This window comes from Microbacterium sp. (assembly GCF_031178445.1).
In the GTDB taxonomy this organism is placed as follows: Bacteria; Actinomycetota; Actinomycetes; order Actinomycetales; family Microbacteriaceae; genus Microbacterium.
This window is the reverse complement of the sequence record NZ_JAPSIY010000001.1, coordinates 401,530-421,151: the sequence shown is the minus strand read 5'-3', so window position 1 is coordinate 421,151 and position 19,622 is coordinate 401,530. Positions and strand designations below refer to the sequence as shown.

The 19,622-nt window shown below is 68.8% G+C and carries 22 protein-coding genes and 1 tRNA gene; 15 read left to right on the top strand and 8 right to left on the bottom strand.

The features are described 5' to 3' along the window. Positions 1 to 9: 9 nt before the first annotated feature. Together nucS and RIN43_RS02030 are read left to right on the top strand one after the other, a co-directional pair. Complete coding sequence (gene nucS / locus RIN43_RS02035) at positions 10 to 705, top strand: endonuclease NucS (protein WP_309127197.1); 696 nt, start codon at positions 10 to 12, stop codon at positions 703 to 705. A gap of 183 nt (positions 706 to 888) precedes the next feature. Then, positions 889 to 1,557 (top strand): HAD hydrolase-like protein, encoded by a 669-nt coding sequence (locus tag RIN43_RS02030; RefSeq protein ID WP_309127196.1) that lies wholly within the window; start codon positions 889 to 891, stop codon positions 1,555 to 1,557. 150 nt (positions 1,558 to 1,707) lie between these two features. On the opposite strand, the gene RIN43_RS02025 is transcribed toward RIN43_RS02030, so the two are convergent. Next, on the bottom strand, positions 1,708 to 1,914 hold the full coding sequence (locus RIN43_RS02025; protein ID WP_136034351.1) for a cold-shock protein: 207 nt from the start codon (positions 1,912 to 1,914) through the stop codon (positions 1,708 to 1,710). Positions 1,915 to 2,623: 709 nt separating this feature from the next. On the opposite strand from RIN43_RS02025, the gene RIN43_RS02020 reads away from it, so the two are divergent. The 3 genes from RIN43_RS02020 to RIN43_RS02010 all read left to right on the top strand — a co-directional run bounded on the left by RIN43_RS02020 (position 2,624) and on the right by RIN43_RS02010 (position 4,921). After that, positions 2,624 to 2,830 (top strand): CsbD family protein, encoded by a 207-nt coding sequence (locus RIN43_RS02020; RefSeq protein ID WP_375163692.1) that lies wholly within the window; start codon positions 2,624 to 2,626, stop codon positions 2,828 to 2,830. Between the two features lie 163 nt (positions 2,831 to 2,993). Beyond that, positions 2,994 to 4,055: a YbdK family carboxylate-amine ligase gene (locus RIN43_RS02015; protein ID WP_309127195.1), complete on the top strand. Its 1,062-nt coding sequence runs from the start codon at positions 2,994 to 2,996 to the stop codon at positions 4,053 to 4,055. Positions 4,056 to 4,099: 44 nt separating this feature from the next. After that, a complete protein-coding gene (locus RIN43_RS02010; protein WP_309127194.1) occupies positions 4,100 to 4,921 on the top strand; it encodes a shikimate 5-dehydrogenase in 822 nt (273 codons plus the stop codon). Between the two features lie 32 nt (positions 4,922 to 4,953). On the opposite strand, the gene RIN43_RS02005 is transcribed toward RIN43_RS02010, so the two are convergent. The 4 genes from RIN43_RS02005 to RIN43_RS01990 all read right to left on the bottom strand — a co-directional run bounded on the left by RIN43_RS02005 (position 4,954) and on the right by RIN43_RS01990 (position 7,930). Then, on the bottom strand, positions 4,954 to 5,778 hold the full coding sequence (locus RIN43_RS02005) for a hypothetical protein (RefSeq protein ID WP_309127193.1): 825 nt from the start codon (positions 5,776 to 5,778) through the stop codon (positions 4,954 to 4,956). Beyond that, entirely contained in the window at positions 5,775 to 6,485 is a 711-nt protein-coding gene (locus RIN43_RS02000) for an ABC transporter ATP-binding protein (RefSeq protein ID WP_309127192.1), read from the bottom strand. Before RIN43_RS02000 ends, RIN43_RS02005 begins: the two co-directional genes overlap by 4 nt. After that, positions 6,482 to 6,889: a GntR family transcriptional regulator gene (locus RIN43_RS01995; RefSeq protein WP_309127191.1), complete on the bottom strand. Its 408-nt coding sequence runs from the start codon at positions 6,887 to 6,889 to the stop codon at positions 6,482 to 6,484. The genes RIN43_RS02000 and RIN43_RS01995 overlap by 4 nt, the downstream gene beginning before the upstream one ends. Positions 6,890 to 7,003: 114 nt before the next feature. Beyond that, entirely contained in the window at positions 7,004 to 7,930 is a 927-nt protein-coding gene (locus tag RIN43_RS01990; RefSeq protein WP_309127190.1) for a LuxR C-terminal-related transcriptional regulator, read from the bottom strand. A 172-nt stretch (positions 7,931 to 8,102) separates the two neighbouring features. Here RIN43_RS01990 and RIN43_RS01985 point away from each other — a divergent pair, with 172 nt between their 5' ends. From RIN43_RS01985 to RIN43_RS01975, 3 genes are all read left to right on the top strand, one after another. Next, a complete protein-coding gene (locus RIN43_RS01985) occupies positions 8,103 to 8,480 on the top strand; it encodes a hypothetical protein (RefSeq protein ID WP_309127189.1) in 378 nt (125 codons plus the stop codon). A gap of 64 nt (positions 8,481 to 8,544) precedes the next feature. Beyond that, positions 8,545 to 8,904 carry a metalloregulator ArsR/SmtB family transcription factor gene (locus RIN43_RS01980; RefSeq protein WP_309127188.1) on the top strand — a complete coding sequence of 120 codons (360 nt, stop codon included), beginning with the start codon at positions 8,545 to 8,547 and terminating at the stop codon, positions 8,902 to 8,904. Then, entirely contained in the window at positions 8,901 to 9,587 is a 687-nt protein-coding gene (locus tag RIN43_RS01975) for a cation transporter (RefSeq protein WP_309127187.1), read from the top strand. Before RIN43_RS01980 ends, RIN43_RS01975 begins: the two co-directional genes overlap by 4 nt. A 54-nt stretch (positions 9,588 to 9,641) precedes the next feature. Here the strand turns inward: RIN43_RS01975 and RIN43_RS01970 are convergent. Further along, positions 9,642 to 9,725 (bottom strand) — tRNA-Leu (locus tag RIN43_RS01970). 299 nt (positions 9,726 to 10,024) lie between these two features. Here RIN43_RS01970 and RIN43_RS01965 point away from each other — a divergent pair. The 7 genes from RIN43_RS01965 to pknB all read left to right on the top strand — a co-directional run bounded on the left by RIN43_RS01965 (position 10,025) and on the right by pknB (position 18,869). Then, positions 10,025 to 10,708: a DUF3662 and FHA domain-containing protein gene (locus RIN43_RS01965; protein WP_309127186.1), complete on the top strand. Its 684-nt coding sequence runs from the start codon at positions 10,025 to 10,027 to the stop codon at positions 10,706 to 10,708. After that, complete coding sequence (locus tag RIN43_RS01960; RefSeq protein ID WP_309127185.1) at positions 10,705 to 11,196, top strand: FHA domain-containing protein; 492 nt, start codon at positions 10,705 to 10,707, stop codon at positions 11,194 to 11,196. The genes RIN43_RS01965 and RIN43_RS01960 overlap by 4 nt, the downstream gene beginning before the upstream one ends. A gap of 16 nt (positions 11,197 to 11,212) precedes the next feature. Then, complete coding sequence (locus tag RIN43_RS01955) at positions 11,213 to 12,520, top strand: protein phosphatase 2C domain-containing protein (RefSeq protein ID WP_309127184.1); 1,308 nt, start codon at positions 11,213 to 11,215, stop codon at positions 12,518 to 12,520. After that, the gene (locus RIN43_RS01950) at positions 12,517 to 13,899 is read left to right on the top strand and encodes an FtsW/RodA/SpoVE family cell cycle protein (protein ID WP_309127183.1); all 1,383 of its coding nucleotides are present in this window, start codon (positions 12,517 to 12,519) and stop codon (positions 13,897 to 13,899) included. The genes RIN43_RS01955 and RIN43_RS01950 overlap by 4 nt, the downstream gene beginning before the upstream one ends. Continuing rightward, positions 13,896 to 15,350, top strand: coding sequence for a penicillin-binding transpeptidase domain-containing protein (locus RIN43_RS01945; RefSeq protein ID WP_309127182.1), 1,455 nt, complete (start codon positions 13,896 to 13,898; stop codon positions 15,348 to 15,350). Before RIN43_RS01950 ends, RIN43_RS01945 begins: the two co-directional genes overlap by 4 nt. Next, positions 15,347 to 17,101, top strand: coding sequence for a protein kinase (locus tag RIN43_RS01940; protein WP_309127181.1), 1,755 nt, complete (start codon positions 15,347 to 15,349; stop codon positions 17,099 to 17,101). Before RIN43_RS01945 ends, RIN43_RS01940 begins: the two co-directional genes overlap by 4 nt. A 61-nt stretch (positions 17,102 to 17,162) precedes the next feature. Then, complete coding sequence (gene pknB / locus RIN43_RS01935) at positions 17,163 to 18,869, top strand: Stk1 family PASTA domain-containing Ser/Thr kinase (RefSeq protein ID WP_309127180.1); 1,707 nt, start codon at positions 17,163 to 17,165, stop codon at positions 18,867 to 18,869. Here pknB and RIN43_RS01930 read toward each other — a convergent pair. Further along, on the bottom strand, positions 18,851 to 19,468 hold the full coding sequence (locus RIN43_RS01930; RefSeq protein WP_309127179.1) for an aminodeoxychorismate/anthranilate synthase component II: 618 nt from the start codon (positions 19,466 to 19,468) through the stop codon (positions 18,851 to 18,853). The genes pknB and RIN43_RS01930 overlap by 19 nt on opposite strands. After that, positions 19,465 to 19,620, bottom strand: coding sequence for a hypothetical protein (locus tag RIN43_RS01925; RefSeq protein WP_309127178.1), 156 nt, complete (start codon positions 19,618 to 19,620; stop codon positions 19,465 to 19,467). The genes RIN43_RS01930 and RIN43_RS01925 overlap by 4 nt, the downstream gene beginning before the upstream one ends. Positions 19,621 to 19,622 lie beyond the last annotated feature (2 nt).

Sequence of the window (19,622 nt, the reverse complement as noted above, 5' to 3'; positions counted from 1 at the left end):
GCTCGTCGGGTGCGTCTCGTCATCGCCCGCTGCTCCGTCGACTACTCCGGTCGGCTCAACGCCCACCTCCCTCTGGCCACGCGCCTGCTGGTGCACAAGGGCGACGGCAGTCTGCTGGTGCACTCCGACGGCGGCAGCTACAAGCCGCTGAACTGGATGAGCCCGCCGTGCTCGCTCGCGCACGAGGAGCCGGGGGAGGACGAATCGAGCGCCGGTGTCGTCGAGGTGTGGCGTGTCACCCACAAGAAGACGGGCGACGCACTGCGCGTGCAGATCTACGAGATCATCCACGACTCGAATCACGAGCTCGGCCTGGATCCGGGGTTGCAGAAGGATGGCGTCGAGGCGGACCTGCAGCGTCTGCTCGCCGAGCAGGTCGACCTGATCAGCGAGGGCGCGACGCTGGTGCGCCGCGAGTATCCGACGGCGATCGGTCCTGTCGACCTGATGGTGCGGGATGCCGCGGGTGCGGCGATCGCGGTGGAGGTGAAGCGGCGCGGTGACATCGACGGCGTCGAGCAGCTGACCCGCTATCTCGAGCTCCTCGGCAGGGATCCCCACCTCGCGCCCGTGCGCGGGGTGTTCGCGGCACAGGAGATCAAGCCGCAGGCACGGGTGCTCGCGGAGGATCGCGGCATCCGGTGCCTCGTGCTCGACTACGAGGACATGAAGGGCATCGAGTCGGGCGTCCCTCGGCTCTTCTGAGCAGGGCGGGCGCGCGCCCGCCCTGCGACTGTGCGTCGATGACCACGTTGTTCACCGATGACCACGTTCTTCACGCGAACAAGGTGGTCATCCGTGAACTTGGTGGTCTCGGACGTGGCGCGGGTCAGTGCGGCGCGGGATGCAGGGCGCGGATGCTGCCGATCCGGTGCGTAGGCTGGACACATGCCCGCGTCGCCCTATTCCTGCATCCTCTGGGACGTCGACGGCACGATCGCCGATGCCTCGGCCGGCATCCTCCCCCGGCTGCGTCGGGTGTTCGCCTCGTACGGACTCGGCGAGCCTGACGCCGAGGAGCTTGCGCTCTGGATCGGCCCGCCGATGTTCGAGTCGTTCCAGCTGCGCGCGGGGATGGATCCCGTGCAGGCGGAGGACGCCGTCTCCCGCTACCGCGCCCTTGCGGCAGCCGACGGCTATGCCGCATCCGTCGCGATCTACCCCGGCGTGCCCGAGGTGCTGCGCGCCGTGCAGGGCGCCGGCATCCCGCAGTCGACCGCGAGCACCAAGCCCGAGAATCAGGTGCGCGCGATCCTGGAGCACCACGGCCTGATCGATGGCTTCACCGCCATCTCGGGTGCCCGCACCGGGGTGGATGGCATGAGCGACGACAAGGCGTACGTGATCGGCCGTGCACTGGAACGGCTGCGGGAAGCCGGCGCAGACACTTCGTACCCCGTGCTGGTCGGCGATCGGCACCACGACATCGACGGAGCTGCCGAATACGGCATCCCGGTCATCTTCGCCGAATGGGGCTTCGGAGATCCGCGCGAAGCGGAGGGAGCCGAGTTCAGGGCGCCCGACGCCGCCGCGCTGCAGACGCTGCTGCTCGGCTGACCCGGACGCGGCTGACCCGGCGCGGCCGAACGCCGTCCGACTTTCTGCAGGCCGGCATCCGCGCACGGCACGAGGCCGGGCGCGGCCCGGGATGCAGAGAACCCCGCCGGTTCTGCGTTGGCAGCTTCCGACGGGGTTCCCCATTCCGCCTCAGAGAGGGCGGATGTTCTCAGCCTGCAGGCCCTTGGGGCCCTGCGCCACATCGAACTCGACGCGCTGGTTCTCGTCGAGCGAGCGGTAGCCGGAAGACTGGATCGCGGAGTAATGCGCGAACACGTCGGCGCCTCCGTCATCGGGGGAGATGAAGCCGAAGCCCTTCTCCGAGTTGAACCACTTGACCGTGCCCTGGGTGCTCATTTACTGCCGTTCTGCTGATTGCTACGCCGACGCAGGACGCACCGACTGCCGCTAACGCTATCCCAGAGCGCCGGGGAGGCAATAGGGCGATGCAGATGGTGACACAAATGTTGCAGACGGGTCGGTGGAGGTGGGGGCGGAACCGTGCCGCGCCCGAAAATTGATGACCCCCACCGCGGGGGGAGCGGTGGGGGCCGAAGACGACCGGAGGGTGCGTCGGAATCAGCATACATGGAATCTCAAAAATTTGTCCCCCGTTTGGGGGACAAAATCGCAAATCGGTGCGATGATGAGAGCGGCCCCCTCGTATAGCACATCGGGGACTGAACTAAACAAGAGGGCCACGCGCATGCGTGGATCGTCGGGCCACTGGGGAGGGCCTGCGCTGACTGGGGATCAGCGGACGCGATCGATCCCCCATGCATGCACCTTCACCCCTAGAGGAGGGGATGAGCCGAGCCCATGGGGCTTGCGATTCCGAGAGTGAAGGGTTAACAGGGGATTGCAGGTCGGAGCGGGGACGAAAGCACAGTGAGGCGGAGGTCCCCCTCCGACCGCGTGCTCTCAGCATCCGCGAGACCCGCCCCGTCCGGCAGTCGGTCGCAGCGCTCCGCACCCCTTCCCTCGTCTAGCGCGGTCCCAGCGCGCCTGTCAATCCCTTGGCCCCTGTGCGCGCTCGGTGACACGCTGTCATTCCCCAGGACGGTCAGTGACCGTCCCCGACGAAGGGAGTGACATGGGAGCCATGGACGACGCCAAGCACAACACCGAGAAGCTGGTCGGTAAGGCGAAGGAAGGCATCGGAGACGCGACCGACAACGAGAGCCTCCAGGCCGAGGGCAAGCTCGATCAGGCCAAGGCCGAGGCCAAGAAGCTCGGGGACGACGTCAAGGACGCCTTCGACGACGAGAAATGACAGCCGTTGCGGCTCGTGATCGGCCTGAACCAGGCCATCCGGTCGCAGATCGGTGCGCCGCCGGCCCTTCGGGGTCGGCGGCGCACTCTCGTCGCAGGGGCGTGACGTCGCACATGAGCGCGACGCCGCCCGCAGCCGCAGGTCGAACATCGAGGAGGATCGGATGCCGCTCACCCGGCGCTTCGGCGTGGAGGAGGAGTACGTCCTGCTCGACGACGCGGCACTCGTGCCCGTGTCTGCCGCCACACTGCACGGACGGGTGGCGCGCGATGCCGACGGAAGGGGCCGCATCTCGCGAGAGTTCCTCACCTGTCAGGTCGAGACCGCGACCGACCCGGTCAGCACGCTCGTGGAGGCCCGGGAGCAGCTGAGGACCCTGCGCCGATCACTCGCGGATCACGCGCCGGACGGGACGGTCGTCGCCGCCACCGGTGCCCCGTTCGCGCTTGCCGGGGCGCAGCAGATTTCACCCGACCCGCACTACGACGACGTGATGCACCTCATCGGCAGGCTCACCGCGGACCACGAGGTCAACGGCCTGCACGTGCACGTCGAGGTCACCGACGACGAGGAGCGAGTGCGGGCGCTGCGTCGCGTGCGGGAGTGGCTTCCCGCCCTTCTCGCGCTGAGCGTGAACTCACCGTTCGTGCATGGGATGCCGTCGGGATTGGCGAGTTGGCGCACGACGCTGGTCGGGCGGATGCCGGTGTCGGAGTGTCCCCCGGCATTCCACGATGCTGACGACTATCACCGCACGCTCGACCGGCACGTGCGAGCCGGCGCACTGCCCTCTCGAGCGTCGGTGTCCTGGCCGGTGCGACTCTCGGAGCACTACGCCACCGTGGAGACGAGGGTGGCCGACGCGCAGCTGCTCGTCGACGATTCCCTGCTGCTGACCGCCCTGATCCGTGGGATCGTGTGCGCGACGGAGCTGCACGTCGAAGGCACCCGCCACGACCTGCTCGACGCCGGGCTGTGGCTCGCCGCACGTCACGGAATGCGCGCTCGCCTGTTCGCCCCCGACGGCGGAGAGGAGGATGCCTGGTCAGCCGTGCAGAGGATGCTGGGGAGCATCCGCCCCGTGCTCGACGAGCTGGGCGACACCGCGTTCGTCGACGAGCACCTCGGTCGCATCCGGGCCGAGGGGACGGGAGCGGAGCGCCAGCTCGCTGCCCATGCGTCACAGGGCGCGGAAGGGCTCGCCCAGCTGTATCGGCGATGGTGAGGGCGGGGCGGCCCTTTCCCATGGCTGCTCGGTAGCCTGATGCCGTGACCATGCTGAACAAGGACATGACGCTGTGCATCTCGCTGTCGGCGAGGCCGAGCAACAACGGCACGCGGTTCCACAACCACCTCTACGAGGCGCTCGGTCTGAACTGGATCTACAAGGCGTTCGCGCCGACCGATCTGGCGCAGGCGATCGCCGGCGTGCGAGGCCTCGGCATCCGTGGGTGCGCGATCTCGATGCCCTATAAAGAGGACGTGATCGCCCTCGTCGACCGCATGGACGCCACCGCATCCGCCATCGACTCGGTCAACACGATCGTCAACGACGACGGCGTGCTGACCGCGTACAACACCGACTACGCGGCGATCGCACAGCTGATCGATCGGCACGCCCTCGATCCGGCGGGCACCGTGCTGCTGAGAGGATCGGGCGGCATGGCGAAGGCGACCGCGGCCGCTTTCCGCGACGCGGGATTCCGGGAGGTGACGATCGTCGCGCGCAACGAGGCGAACGGGCGGGCCTTGGCGGAGCTGTACGGCTTCGGCTGGCGGGCATCGCTCGGCGATGCGACCGCCGACGTGATCGTGAACGTCACGCCGATCGGGATGGCCGGGGGAGCGGAGGAACGGACACTGTCGTTTCCGCCGGAGACCGTGGATGCCGCCTCCGTCGTGTTCGACGTCGTCGCCCTGCCTGCCGAGACACCGCTGATCGCCGCGGGTCGCGCCGCCGGCAGGACCGTGATCACCGGCGCCGAGGTCGCCACCCTCCAGGCGCTCGAGCAGTTCGTGCTCTACACCGGCATCCGCCCCTCGGACGAGCAGGTTCGCGCGGCCGAGGCGTTCATGCGCGCCGGACGGTGATGGCCCGCCGGTTCATCCGGCGGGCCATCGGCTCATCGCAGTGAGGTGTGCCGCTCGACCGATCGGCCGCCGCGCCACGCCATCAGTGCCGCGATGAGGATGCTCGTGATGACGAAGCCGAGTCCCAGCACGTGTGGCGTCGCCGTGCCCGCAGGCGCACCGAGCGCGTCGATGAAGTCCGCGAGCATGCTCTGCGGTACGAGACGCCCCGCCTCGGGACCTGTGAACACGATGCCGACGGGAATCAGCAGGATCGCCGCGAAGGTGACGATCTGCGCGACGACGTAGAAGAGGATCCCGCCGAGGACCGGGGCGCCGAAGCCGAGATGGTTGAAGCGCGCCTCCGCGCCGATCGACATGAGCGCCGCCCCGACGATCACGAGGAACGCGATCTGAAGAACAAGGGCGGCGACGACGAACCACACCATCCAGGGCTGCACGCCCGTGGCGATATCGGTCAGCGTCTGCCCGGGCGCGCGGCCCTGCGAGAGCGAGAAGGCGACGATCCCGCCGAGCAGGCCGATGCCGGTCACGACCAGAGCGACGAAGGCCGCGACGATCGCGTAGAGCACCTTCACCGTGAACAGCGTGCGCCCGCGCACGGGGATCGTCATCGTGAAGTAGCCCTCGCGGCCGTACATCGTGCGCCAGTAGTTCTCGACGAGCATCCCCAGAACGGCCGGGGTGATCGCGGCGGTGGTGACGAAGCCCAGTGCGAGGCCGAGGTCGCCCACCACAGGCACCCGCAGCGCGGCAACGGCGAACGACCCGACCGCGACCAGCAGTGCGATGCCGACGCCGGTGAACAGGTTCTTGCGGGTCGCGCGGTACTCCTGCGCGAACAGCGTACCGATCATGCTGCGTACACCTTTCTGAAGAGAGCGTCGAGGCTGACGCCGTGTTCGGCGCGGAGATCGTCAGCGCCCCCGTGCAGCAGAACCCTGCCCGCACGCAGGAACAGCACGGAATCGACGATCTGCTCCACGTCCTGGATGAGATGGGTGGAGATGAGCAGGAGCGCGTCCTCCTCGAAGTTCGAGAGGATGCCGCGCAGGATGACGTCACGTGACGCGGGATCCACGCCGGAGATCGGCTCGTCGAGCAGATACACCCGAGCCCGCCGCGACATCGCGAGCGAGATCTGCAGCTTCTCGCGCATCCCCTTCGACATCTCCTTCAGGGTGCGGTCCCAGGGGAGCCCGAAGAAGTCGATCATCCGCTTCGCCTTGGCCTCGTCGAAGTCGGCGAAGAACCGGGCGTAGAGGGCCACCGAGTCGGCGGGCCTGTGCGCATCGGGGAGGAACGAGGCGTCGGGGAGGAAGGAGACGTGCGCCTTCGACTCTGCGCCCGGTTCGCGTCCGTCCACCCGCACCGTCCCTTCCCAGTCCGACAGCAGGCCGGCGAGGATCTTCAGCAGTGTGGTCTTTCCGGATCCGTTGTCGCCCATCAGTCCGACGATCTGACCGGGAGCCAGACTCAGGTCGAGTCCGTCGAGGGCGGGGCGTCCGCGATACGCCTTGGTCAGGCCGGTGATCTCGACCGCCGGCGGGGCCTGGGTTCTCATCGGGCATCCTCTCTTTCGCTGTGAGTACTCATGGTGACGGGGGAGTCGTGTGCGTCCCACCGCTGGGCGAGCAGGTCGTGCGCCTCGGCAAGGGTCATGCCGAGGCCGGCGGCGGCGACGACGAATCCGTCGGCGGTGGACTCGGCCAGCACCGCGCGATCGCGAGCCACTGCGCGCTCGTCTTCGGTGACGAAGCGTCCGGCGGTGCGCTCGGTCGTGGTGAGTCCCAGACGGTCGACCTCGCCGAGAGCCTTCTGCACGGTGTTCGGATTGACGCCCATCTCGAGCGCCAGTTCGCGCACGGACGAGACCTTCGATCCCGGCGTCCATTCGCCGGCGGCGATCCGGCGCCGGAACTCATCGACCAGCTGCGCCCAGATCGGGCGGGAGTCGTCGATCCGCATCGTGGCACCTTCCTGAGATCGGGTCCGTGGGCCTACTTCCGCGGCTGTCTCACTGTATTACGACAGTAGTACAGCGCGCAAACCCGAGACCGTGCACAGACGTGTTCGCGGCGTTCAGTTCGTCGCGCGCAGGTACGCCACGACGGCACTCACGCGGCGGTGCGTCTGCGGCTCCGATGCCAGGCCCAGCTTCGCGAAGATCGCGGTCGTGTGCTTCTCGACCGCGGAGAGCGAGATGAACAGCTCCCGCGCGATGGCCGCGTTACTGGCCCCGGCGGCCATGAGCGCGAGCACCTCGCGCTCCCGTGGCGAGAGCGCCTGGACGCGGGGATCGGCCGGCGTCGCGTCGACACTCGGCGCACTGAGAGTGCTCCGGTCGTCGAGGGGCCGCGCCAGCGGACGGCTCCCCGCGACGAGCGCGACGGGCACGAGGGGACTCGCGACGAGGAAGAGCGTCGTCGTGAGGGGCTCCGCCTGCGGGCGCAGCAGCGCCGCGACGGCGATGATGACCGCGAACGCGGCGAGCGCCGCGAGCGGCAGCGTGAGCCGGCCGCGCAACTCGCGGTCGCCGCGAAGAAGACGGATCATGAGGATCGCTGCAGCGAGGACCGGGAGGCTGAACACCACCCCCGAAGACGCGGCCACCTCGGGCGGCAGGGCGGCGACGATCGGTCCGAGCGTGCTCGGCCGCCCGGCAGCATCCGCCCGCGAGAGCACCGTCGGCGTCGCATCCGAGAATCCGGAGGCCACCGGCACCAGCACCGCCGCCGACCCGGCGAGCCACGACCAGCGCGGCGCGGGCCCGGAGGGGTAGCCGCACGCCAGTGGCAGGAGCGCGGCGAATCCTGCGACGAAGAGCACCTGTGACCCGGTGTGCAGCACCGCGTTCTCGCCTTCGAGGGCCGCGAGCGACATCGCGAGCCCGGAGAGATGAAGCAGGCCCACGGCCGCGAGCAGCAGCGTGGTGAAGCGAGCCGCCTGCCAGAGCGGACCGAGCACGCCCGCCAGCACGAACAGCAGCGGAATGAGCACCTCGGCCATGCCTCTCAGTATCCGGTTCCCGCGGCGGCGAGCACAGGGGTCTGGCTCCCGGGAGGCGGAAATGCGGTCAACCCCACCCCTTGGTTTGCGAACGTAGGGCTGGCCGCATCCCCGCTCACGGCGTGGTGGCCCTACGTTCGTGGCAACTCAGCTCCGAACGGAAGGACATCCCATGAGCATCTCCCTCACCCACGCAGAGCCACCGTCGACCGGTACGCGGCTGAACCGCGTTCGCAACAGGACCGGGCAGGCACTGCTGACGGCGGTGTTCGCGCTGTGCGGCGTCATCGCCATCAGCACGGCCTTCGCCGACGACCCCTTCGAGGCATCGGCGGTCGTGCTGATCGCGTCGTTCGGCACGCTCGCCGCGGTGCTGGGCGTCGCCGCCGTCTGGGGCGGAATGCACTCCAGGGCAGTACGTGTGGCGCTCTGGGCACTGCCGCTGTTCTTCGTCTGGCACGTCGCCGCGCTGGGCACCTGGCTTCCCGATGCGATCCTCGGCATCGTCTCGGCCGTCGGCATCCTGCTGCTGACGCCGTCGCGGCGATGACGCGCACGGCGGTCAGCCGGACCACCGCTGTGCAATAGGTCAGTGAACGCTGTATAGTCAGTGGATGCTGACTCTTGCCACACGCGTCGACGCGATGAACCGCCTGGGTCGCGCCATGGCGGACGCGACCCGCTCGCGGATCCTGCTGTCGCTGCTGGACGGCCCGGCGTACCCGGGCCGTCTCGCTGAGGATCTCGGGCTCAGTCGCACGAACGTGTCGAACCACCTCGGCTGCCTGCGCGGGTGCGGCATCGTCGTCGCCGAGCCGGAGGGGCGGCAGACACGGTACGAGATCGCGGATCCGCACCTCACTGCCGCACTCACCGCACTGCTGGACGTCACCCTCGCCGTCGACGCGAACGAGCCCTGCCTCGATCCCGCGTGCGCGGTCGAAGGATGCTGCGACGCCGAGGCCGCCCGATGACCATCGCACTGCGCTCGCCGGAGCGGACGACGATCCTGCGTCGCCGCATCCGCATCGTCGTCGGCGTCACGATCACCTGGAACGTCATCGAAGCGGTCGTGGCCCTCGCGGCGGGTGGCGCCGCCTCGTCTGCGGCGCTGATCGGGTTCGGCCTCGACTCGATCGTCGAGGTGCTCTCGGCGGCGGCGGTGGCCTGGCAGTTCGCCGCACCCGATCCCGAACGCCGCGAGCGGACCGCGCTCCGCGTGATCGCGCTGTCGTTCTTCGCTTTGGCCGCGTACGTCTCGGTCGACGCGGTGCTGTCGCTGGCGGGCCTGCGCGAGCCGGAGCACTCGCCGGTCGGCATCGTGCTGGCCGCCCTCAGCCTGCTGGTCATGCCGTTCCTGAGCTGGTTCGAGCAGCGCACCGGTCGCGAGCTCGGTTCCGCCTCGGCGGTCGCGGACTCGAAGCAGACGCTCATCTGCAGCTACCTGTCCGCCGCCCTGCTGGTCGGGCTCGTTCTGAACAGCCTGCTCGGCTGGGCCTGGGCCGACTCGCTCGCCGCCCTCGTGATCGCGGGCTTCGCGGTGCGCGAAGGCATCGAGGCATGGCGCGGCGACGCCTGCTGCGCGGCGCCGGTGTCGGTGCTCACGGGGGAGCGCGAACCCGACGGATGCGCCGACGGATGCTGCGCGAACACCTGAGCTGTGCCGGGAAACGCCGAAGGCCCCGGATGATCCGGGGCCTTCGGCATTCTGTGCGCGAGGGGGGACTTGAACCCCCACGCCCTTGCAGGCACTGGCACCTGAAGCCAGCGCGTCTACCTATTCCGCCACTCGCGCAGTGTCGCGTTCCGAAGAACTCAACCTCCCAAGGCTAACACGGGATTCAGCGCGCACTGAACACGGGCGAGCGGCATCCGTTCGTCGAGAACAGGACGATCACCCGGGACAGGACGGTACCCGGCGAATCGTCCTGCGCCCGGTGAATCGCCTGTTCTCGATGCATGTCCACGGGTCCACACGCGCCGTGAGAACCCCGAATCGACGGCCATCGGCGACACCCGCAGAGACCCGCGGAGGCGTACTTTCAGCCGGGCTGGCTACGATGGGCCTACCCGTCGGCTTGCCAGAGGAACCTTGTGGGACTACTTGACAGCTTTGAGAAAGGTCTTGAGCGCGCCGTGAACAGCGCGTTCGCGAAGACCTTCCGCAGCGGCATCCAGCCCGTCGAGATCGCCTCCGCACTGCGCCGCGAGGCCGACACCAAGGCGGCTGTGGTCAGCCGCGACCGCATCATCACCCCCAGCGATTACCTGGTTCGGCTCAGCCCCGACGATCACGAGCGGATGCAGGGGCTCGGCCGCGCTCTGCACGAGGAGCTCTTCGCGTTGCTGACCAAGCATGCGCGCACTCAGGGCTACAGCTTCGGCGGCACCCTGCACATCGCCATGGAGGCCGACGAGCGCGTCGCCACCGGCACCGTCCGCATCAGCTCGGGATCGACGGAGAGCAGCGTCTCGTGGCAGGGCGTCATCGAGGTCGACGGCCGACGGCATCCGCTGACCAGCGCCCGCACCGTCATCGGCCGCGGCAGCGACGCCGACATCACCATCTCCGACGCCGGCTCCAGCCGCCGCCACGCCGAGATCCTCTGGGATGGCGAGCGCGGGATGCTGCGCGACCTGGGCTCCACCAACGGGACCAAGGTCGACGGACAGAAGATCCGCGAGGCGGCGCTCGCGCCCGACACCTCCTTCACCATCGGGCGCACAGAACTCGTGTTCCGCGTGATGCCGGTCAGCAGCAAGGAGTCCCGCCGATGAGTGAACTGGTGCTCCTGCTGCTGAGGATCGGATTCCTGATCCTGCTGTGGTTCTTCGTGTTCGGCGTCGTCTACTCCCTGCGCTCGGACCTCTTCGGCGTGCGGGTGCGCAAGATGCCGGCCGAAGCTGCAGCGGCCTCCCCCGCCCCGCAGGCCGCGCGCCCCGCGACGGGCGCGTCGGGAGGCTCAGGCAAGTCGCCCACGCGCCTGGTCATCACGTCGGGCCCGAAGACCGGGCTCGAAGTGCCGCTCGGCTCCGAGCCCATGTCCATCGGCAGATCGAGCGAATCCGGCCTCGTCATCCGCGACGACTACACCTCCAGTCATCACGCTCGCCTCAGCAAGCGAGGCGACACCTGGCTCATCCAGGATCTCGGTTCGACGAACGGCACCTTCCTCGGCGGCGAGCGCCTGAGCGACAAGCCCGCCCAGGTGCACATCGGCACCCCGATCAAGGTCGGCGCCACGACCTTCGAGCTGCGGTCGTAGAGGGCGTCGCCGCGAGATGGTCTTCGAGGGCTCGAGCGCCGCGATCTCCCACACCGGGAAGGTCCGCTCCAACAACCAGGACTCCGGATACTCCGGAGCGAACCTGTTCGTCGTCGCCGACGGGATGGGCGGGCACGCCGGAGGCGACGTCGCATCGACGCTCGCGATCGAGCGGATGCAGGCACTCGATCACACGTACGCCACCACCGACGACGCGCAAGCCGCTCTGCAGGCGGCGGCCACGACTGCCGCATCCGACCTCGTGCGCGCATCGAAGGAGCGTCCGGAGCTCGCCGGTCTCGGCACCACCCTCAGCGCGATCGTCATGGTCGACGAGTACGCGGTCATCGGCCACATCGGCGACTCCCGCATCTACCTGTTCCGCGACGATGCGCTCACCCAGATCACCACCGACCACACCTTCGTGCAGCGCCTGGTCGACTCCGGCCGCATCACCCTCGAGGAGGCCAGGTACCACCCGCGCCGCTCTGTGCTGATGCGCGTCCTCAGCGACATGGACATCGACCCCGAGCTCGACATGTTCGTCATGCCGACGCTCCCCGGAGACCGCTGGCTGCTGTGCTCCGACGGCCTCTCGGGCGTGGTCGACGAGGCACACATCGCCCGCGCCATGCGCCTGGGTCTGGCCCCCGGCCGCACCGCCGACAACCTGCTGAAGCAGGCCCTCGACGGCGGCGCCCCCGACAACGTCACGGTCGTGCTGGTCGACGTCGGCGGCGCGCATCCGCTCTCGTCCGGAACCGCGACGATTGTCGGCGCGGCATCCAACCCGTCCGACCTGCCCGTCCCCACCGCCCGCCCGTCGCTCACCGGCTGGCTGCACCCCGTGCGCCAGGCTGCGAACGAGCCGACGCATTTCGAGCCCGATGCCGACTACTTCGAGGAGATCATCGAAGAGGATCGCCGCCGCGCCAGGCGCCGCCGCGTCGCCTGGCTCGCCGCGCTGCTGCTCGCCCTGATCGCCCTCGCGGCTGGAGGGGTGCTCGCGTACAACTGGACGCAGACGCGCTACTTCGTGGGGGCCGACGACGACAGCGTGGTGATCTACCGCGGCGTGCAGCAGAGCCTCGGCCCGATCTCACTGTCCACCGAGGTGGAGGACACCGACATCCTGCTCGCCGACCTGCCCTCGTACCAGCGCTCGGCCGTGGAGCGCACGATCAATGCCCGGTCGCTGTCGGACGCGACGGCCATCACCGAGCGGCTGCGTGCCAGCGTCCTGCCCCCCGTCGAACCCGAGCCCACACCCGAGCCCTCTGCGACGCCCACCCCGGCGCCCACGACGGAAGCGCCCACCCCATGACCGCCGTGAACGCCGACACCAGCGTCATGAAGGCGCTGAAGAAGATTCGGATGCCGCAGAAGCAGCGCAACCGCGAGTTCTGGCTGCTCCTGTTCGCCTGCGCGATCTCGGGAGCGTCGCTCACCCTGGTGCAGCTGGGCGCCCTGAACGCGATCGATCCGATGCTCCTAGTGATCGGCGGCGCGCTCGCCGTGCTGGTGTTCGCGCTGCACGTGGTGCTGCGCGTCGTGGCGTCAGACGCCGACCCGTTCGTGCTGCCCATCGCCACTCTGCTCACCGGGCTCGGTATCGCGATGATCTATCGCATCGACATCGCCAAACAGCTGACGGGCTGGGACGCGTTCTCCACCAAGCAGCTCGCCTGGACGGCGATCTCCATCGCGGGCGCCATCGCCCTCGTGATCGCCCTGCGCAACTACCGCGTCCTCTACCGGTTCACGTACCTTTCGGGCCTCGCCGGTCTGGTGCTGCTGATCCTGCCGTTCATCCCGTTCCTCAAGGCACGGGGCTCCAACGCCGACGTGTGGGTGTCGCTGGGCGGTTTCGTCTCGTTCCAGCCGGGCGAGCTGGCGAAGATCTGCCTGGCGATCTTCTTCGCCGGCTATCTGGTGCGCACCCGCGAGAGCCTGAGCTCGGTGGGCAAGAGGTTCCTCGGGCTCACCTGGCCGCGCATGCGCGAACTCGGTCCCGTGCTGGTGGTGTGGCTGCTGTCGCTGCTGATCATCGTCACGCAGCGCGACCTCGGCACGGGGGTGCTGATCTTCGGCATGTTCGTCGCCATGCTCTACGTGGCCACCGGCAAGACCAGCTGGGTGCTCATCGGCCTCACCGGCGTCGCAGCCGGTGCCTTCCTCGCGACCCGCATCCTCGCCTATGTGCGCGGCCGGTTCACGAACTGGCTCGACGCGTTCAATCCCGAGATCATCGAGAAGCAGGGCGGCAGCTACCAGCTCGTCGAGGGCATCTTCGGTCTGGCGCACGGAGGGCTGATCGGCACCGGGTGGGGCCAGGGCAGGCCGTACATCACGCCGCTCGCGCACAGCGACTACATCATCCCCAGTCTCGGCGAGGAGCTCGGCATCGTCGGGCTGTTCGCGATCCTCTGCCTGTACATGGTCTTCATCAGCCGCGGCCTTCGCATCGGCATGGCTGGGCAGGACGACTTCGGCAAGCTGTTCGCCACCGGCCTGTCGTTCACGATCGCCCTGCAGGTGTTCATCATGGTCGGCGGCGTGACCAGGGTCATCCCGCTGACCGGCCTGACCACGCCGTTCCTCGCGGCGGGCGGATCGTCGCTCGTCGCGAACTGGCTCATCGTCGCGCTGCTGCTGCGCATCAGCGACGGCGTGCGCCGCCAGCCGAGGGTGGTGATCGGATGACCAAGGAACTGCGACGCCTGAGCTTCGTGATCCTCGCGATGTTCCTGTCGCTGTTCGTCGCGACCAGCTGGATCCAGGTGCTCGGCGCCGACCAGCTGTCGCAGAACGCGGCGAACACCCGCACGCGCCTGGACAGTTACCAGATCCAGCGCGGCGCGATCATCGTCGACGACAACGCGATCGCCTCGTCGGTGCCCTCCGACGACCGCTACCAGTATCAGCGGGTCTACACGGATGCCGCGATGTGGGCGCCGGTGACGGGGTACTACAACCCTGCGCTCGGGTCTGCGACGGGCATCGAGAAGGCGCTGAACGGCGACCTCTCGGGCACCGGCTCGAACGCGTTCTTCGGTGAGATCGAGCGCATCCTGTCGGGCCAGCCGCAACAGGGACTGAGCGTCGAGCTCACGCTGAACGCCAAGGCGCAGCGTGCCGCCTGGGAAGCGCTGCAGGGCCTGCAGGGCGCCGTGGTCGCGATCGAACCGTCGACCGGCCGCATCCTCGCCATGGTCTCGACCCCCGGCTTCGACACGAACAAGCTGGCCGCGCACGACAGCGCAGCGGTGAACGCCGAGTACGACCGTCTCGTGGAGGACCCGGCGAACCCGCTCTACAACCGCGCCATCGCTGGCGGGCTCAACCCCCCGGGTTCGACGTTCAAGGTCGTCGTCGCGGCCGCCGCGCTCGCGTCGGGCGAGTGGACCATCGACTCCACGCTGCCCAACCCGGCCCGCTACAAGCTGCCCGGTTCGACCACGCAGATCTCGAACGCCTGGGGCGGCACGTGCGGCGACGGCGAGACGACCACGATCCGCCAGGCGCTGGAGCTCAGCTGCAACATCCCGATGGCCGAGCTCGCGGTCGAGCTCGGCGACAAGGCGATCCGCGAGACCGCCGAGAAGTTCGGGTTCAACAGCGAGTTCGAGATGCCGCTGAAGTCCACTGCCTCGAGCTACCCCACCTCTCTCGACGACGCGCAGACCGCGCTCACCGGCTTCGGCCAGGGGCAGGTGACCTCGACCCCGCTGCAGATGGCGATGGTGGCGGCGGGTGTCGCCAACGGCGGCGCGGTGATGAAGCCCCGGATGGTGGATCGGGTGATCGGCGACGACTTCGCGGTGCACCATGAGTTCCAGGACGAGGCGTTCGATCAGGCGATCGACGAGGATGCTGCGGCCGCCCTCACGGAGGCGCTCGTGGCCGGCGTCGATTCGGGTGCGGCGACGGGTGCAAGAATAGACGGCGTCGAGGTCGCCGGGAAGACAGGTACCGCGCAGAACGGGTCCCGGCCGCACACGCTGTGGTTCACAGGTTTCGCACCAGCGGACAATCCGAAGGTGGCAGTGGCAGTCGTCGTCGAAGACGGCGGTGGTAAGGGTCAATCAGGGTCCGGCGATGGCATCGCCGCCCCGATTGCGAAGAAGGTCATAGAGGCGGTGCTGGGCAGATGAGGCCGACGCAGGGTGTGTCGTTCGGTGGTCGCTACGAGCTGCAGTCGCGGATCGCGATCGGCGGCATGGGCGAGGTGTGGGAGGCGACGGATCACGTCATCGGGCGTACCGTCGCGATCAAGATCCTCAAGGACGAGTACATGGGCGATCCGGGCTTCCTGGAGCGCTTCCGCGCCGAGGCCCGCCACGCCGCGCTCGTCAACCACGAGGGCATCGCCAGCGTGTTCGACTACGGCGAGGAGAACGGCTCGGCCTACCTCGTCATGGAGCTCGTCCCCGGTGAGGCGCTGTCGACCATTCTCGAGCGCGACGGCGCCCTGAGCGCCGACAAGACGCTCGACATCGTCGCGCAGACCGCGTCGGCCCTGCAGGCCGCGCACGCGGCCGGGCTGGTTCACCGCGACATCAAGCCCGGCAACCTGCTGATCACACCCGACGGGCGCGTGAAGATCACCGACTTCGGCATCGCCCGCATCGCCGACCAGGTGCCGCTGACCGCGACGGGGCAGGTGATGGGCACCGTGCAGTACCTGTCGCCCGAACAGGCCTCGGGTCACCCGGCATCGCCGGCCACCGACATCTACTCGCTGGGCATCGTCGCCTACGAGTCGCTCGCGGGCAAGCGACCGTTCACCGGTGAGTCGCAGGTGGCGATCGCGATGGCTCAGATCAACGAGCAGCCTCCGCCGCTGCCGGCCGGGGTGCCGGTACCCGTGCAGAACCTCGTCATGGCGATGATCGCGAAGAAGCCGGCCGATCGGCCGTCGTCGGCCGCGACCGTGTCCCGCGCCGCGCAGGCGCTGCGCCGCGGCGACCTGAACTCCGCCGCCATCGCCGTGCCCGCCATCGCGGGACTCGGGGTGGCGGATGCCGACGACGCGACCCGCATCCTGACCGGAATGGGCAGCGAGGCCAGCACCCGCATCCTGCCCACCACAGCGCAGCTCCCCGCCGCTGAGGCGGAGGCCGAGGAGGAGCCGCAGAAGAAGAAGCGCAGCCCGTGGACGTGGCCGCTGATCGCGCTGATCGTGCTGCTGCTGATAGTGCTGGGCGGCACGCTGTGGGCGCTGTTCGCGAATCAGGACGCCGGCGGTGACCCGAAGGACACGCCGACCGCGCCGAGGAGCACGGTGAGCACGCCGAAGGACACTCCCACCCAGGCCGAGCCGGAGACGGTCAACGTCGACGCGCTGAACCTCGTCGGCATGACCTGCGATCAGGCGACCGCCGCTCTCGACGCAGAGGGACTCGAGGCGAACTGCGTGGCAGGCGACCCGGCGGGCTCCGAGGCCGAGCAGGGCAAGATCTACCAGGTGACCGACTCCGGCAACCAGGAGGTCGGCTCCACCATCGAGCTGATCTACTACGCCGACATGGTCGCCATCCCCGCCCCGCAGTCGGCCCCGAGCATCCCCGGCACCGTGACCGAGGGCCAGGAGGCGACGGTCAGCTGGAACGGCTACACCTGCCCCTCCGGCGCAGACTCGCTGAGCTCGTACGAGGTCTCCCTCACGAACGCGACGTTCAGCAACGGCCAGCCCAAGATGAGCTTCTCTCCCGGCCAGAACTCGGCCGTCATCACCGTCGCCGAGGGCACCGCAGGGCAGACGGTCACGGCGACCTACCGTGCGTTCTGCGGCGACCGCGCATCGGCTCCCTCAGGCTCGGGCACGTCCACCACGATCCAGGAGGCCTCGGTCGTCCCCGATCCGGGTGAAGGGGTGACTCCGCCTCCCGCCGACGGCGAGTAGTCAGGAAGGGCCGGGTAACCTGGCAGAACACCACAGAGCTGCTTTTCCAGGGGGAGGGAACGTGTCGACAGAGCCGCGCATTCTCGCGGGCCGTTACCGCGTCGATGAGGTCATCGGCCAGGGCGGCATGGCGAAGGTGCACCGCGGTTACGACCTGACGCTCGGGCGCGAAGTCGCGATCAAGATCCTCGACCCCGAGCTGGCCCGCGACACGACGTTCCGCACCCGGTTCCGCCTCGAGGCGCAGGCGGCGTCGCGCATGTCGCATCCGTCTATCGTGCGCGTCTTCGACGCCGGCGACCCTGCCGCCGGCACTGCGGCATCGAGCGTCGGCGAGGGCGATGAGCCGTACATCGTGATGGAGCTCGTGCACGGCACCCTGCTGAAAGACGTCATCGCACAGGGCCCGGTTCCGGTGGACGACGCGGTGCGCTACACCGACGGCATCCTCGAGGCGCTGGACTACTCGCACCGCGCCGGCGTCGTGCACCGCGACATCAAGCCAGGCAACGTGATGATCACCGACAAGGGCGCGGTGAAGGTGATGGACTTCGGCATCGCGCGTGCGGTGTCGGACTCGTCGTCTACGGTCGCCGAGACGACGCAGATCATCGGAACGGCCGCATACTTCTCGCCCGAGCAGGCGAAGGGCGAATCGGTCGACGCGCGCACCGACCTGTACTCCACCGGAGTGGTGCTGTACGAGATGCTCACGGGGCGCACGCCGTTCCGCGGGGATTCGCCGGTGGCCGTCGCCTACCAGCACGTCAGCGAGACGCCTGTGCCGCCGAGCGAGATCGAGGAGGAGCTTCCCCGTTCGCTCGATGCGATCGTGCTGCGCGCTCTCGCGAAGGACCCGTACCAGCGCTTCCCGGATTCGGCGAGTTTCCGCACCGCCCTCGCCGGAGCGACCGCCGGACATGCGCCCAGCAAGAAGCAGATCGGTGCGCTCACCAGCGAACTCTACGGACCCAACCCTCGGCACGCGCAGGAGACCGCGCGATCCCTGCGCCAGCTGAGCACCGATACCACGATGACGCGCACGCAGTCCGGGCCCCCGGTCGCCTGGATCTGGGCCGGGGTCGCGCTGCTCGCGGTTCTGCTGATCTCGGTGCTGTTCTGGGTGGTCACCATCGCGATGCGCCCGCCGGACACCCCCACGACCTCGATCACCGTCCCCAACCTGGTGAACATGACCGAGAGCGCCGCGAAGGAGGAACTCGAGGACCTCGGTCTTTCCGTAGACCTGCGCGAGGAGACCAGTGCCGACTTCGAGGAGGATCACGTGATCCGCTCGACGCCCGGCACCGGTGCGAAGGTATCGAAGGGCGAGTCGGTGATCGTCTACGTCTCCACCGGCGCCAACACCGTCACCGTGCCTGTGCTGGAAGGCCTGTCGCAGGAAGCCGCGAGAAACGCGATCGAAGACGCCAGACTCGAGCTCGGCACAGTGCGTCAGGAGAACGATCCGGATGCCGCGGCCGGAACCGTGCTGCAGGCCAGCGCGGAGGCGGAGTCGGAGGTCGCACCTGGCACGGTCGTGAATCTGGTGGTCGCGAACGGCAGGGTCACGGTCGAGGACATGACCGGATGGACGATGGATGCCGCCACCAAGCAGCTCGAGAGCCTCGGGCTGACGGCGACACCGGCCGAACTGGGTGCCTGCACCGAGGGTCAGGTGCCGAACGCGGTGATCTCGATGTCAGTCGCTCCCGGCGAGGTGAAGATCCGCTCCGCGGTCGAGCTGCGCTACTGCGTCGCCGGCTGACCCGCATCCGCCTGTCGCACGCCCGCAAGCCAGTTCGCCAGCAGGCGATGGCCGCCCTCGGTGAGCACGCTTTCGGGGTGGAACTGCACGCCCAGGATCGGCAGCTCGCGGTGGGAGACGGCCATGATCGTGCCGTGCTCGGCCCGGGCGGTGACGATCAGCTCCGGCGGAACCGTCGCGTCGTCGATAGCGAGCGAGTGGTAGCGGCCGGCGGCGAACGGAGAGGGAATGCAGTCGAACAGCGTCGAGCCGTCATGCTCGACCTGCGACACCATGCCGTGCATGAGCTCCGGCGCATTGGTGACCACCGCCCCGAATGCCTCGCCGATCGCCTGGTGACCGAGGCAGACGCCGAGCAGCGGCATCCGCTTGCCGGCCGCGAGCCTCACCACCGCGACGGATGCGCCGGCATCTGCCGGGGCACCGGGACCGGGGGAGATCATCACGGCGTCGTGGCGCGACGCCGCCTCGTCGAACGAGACCGCGTCGATGGCGTCGGCCTCGATCATCGTCACCTCGGCGCCGAGCTCGTGCAGGTAGGCGATCAGTGTGTGCACGAAGCTGTCGTGGTTGTCGACCACGAGCACGCGGATGCTCATTCCAGGTCGACCTCGCCGGGAGCGATGAGCGGGCTCACCCAGGGGAACACGTAGAAGAACAGCGCGTACAGCACGACCGAAGCCAGAGCGAGCAGGATGATCACCCGCACCCACCACGGGCCGGGCAGCAGACGCCAGAGGGCTGCGTACATAC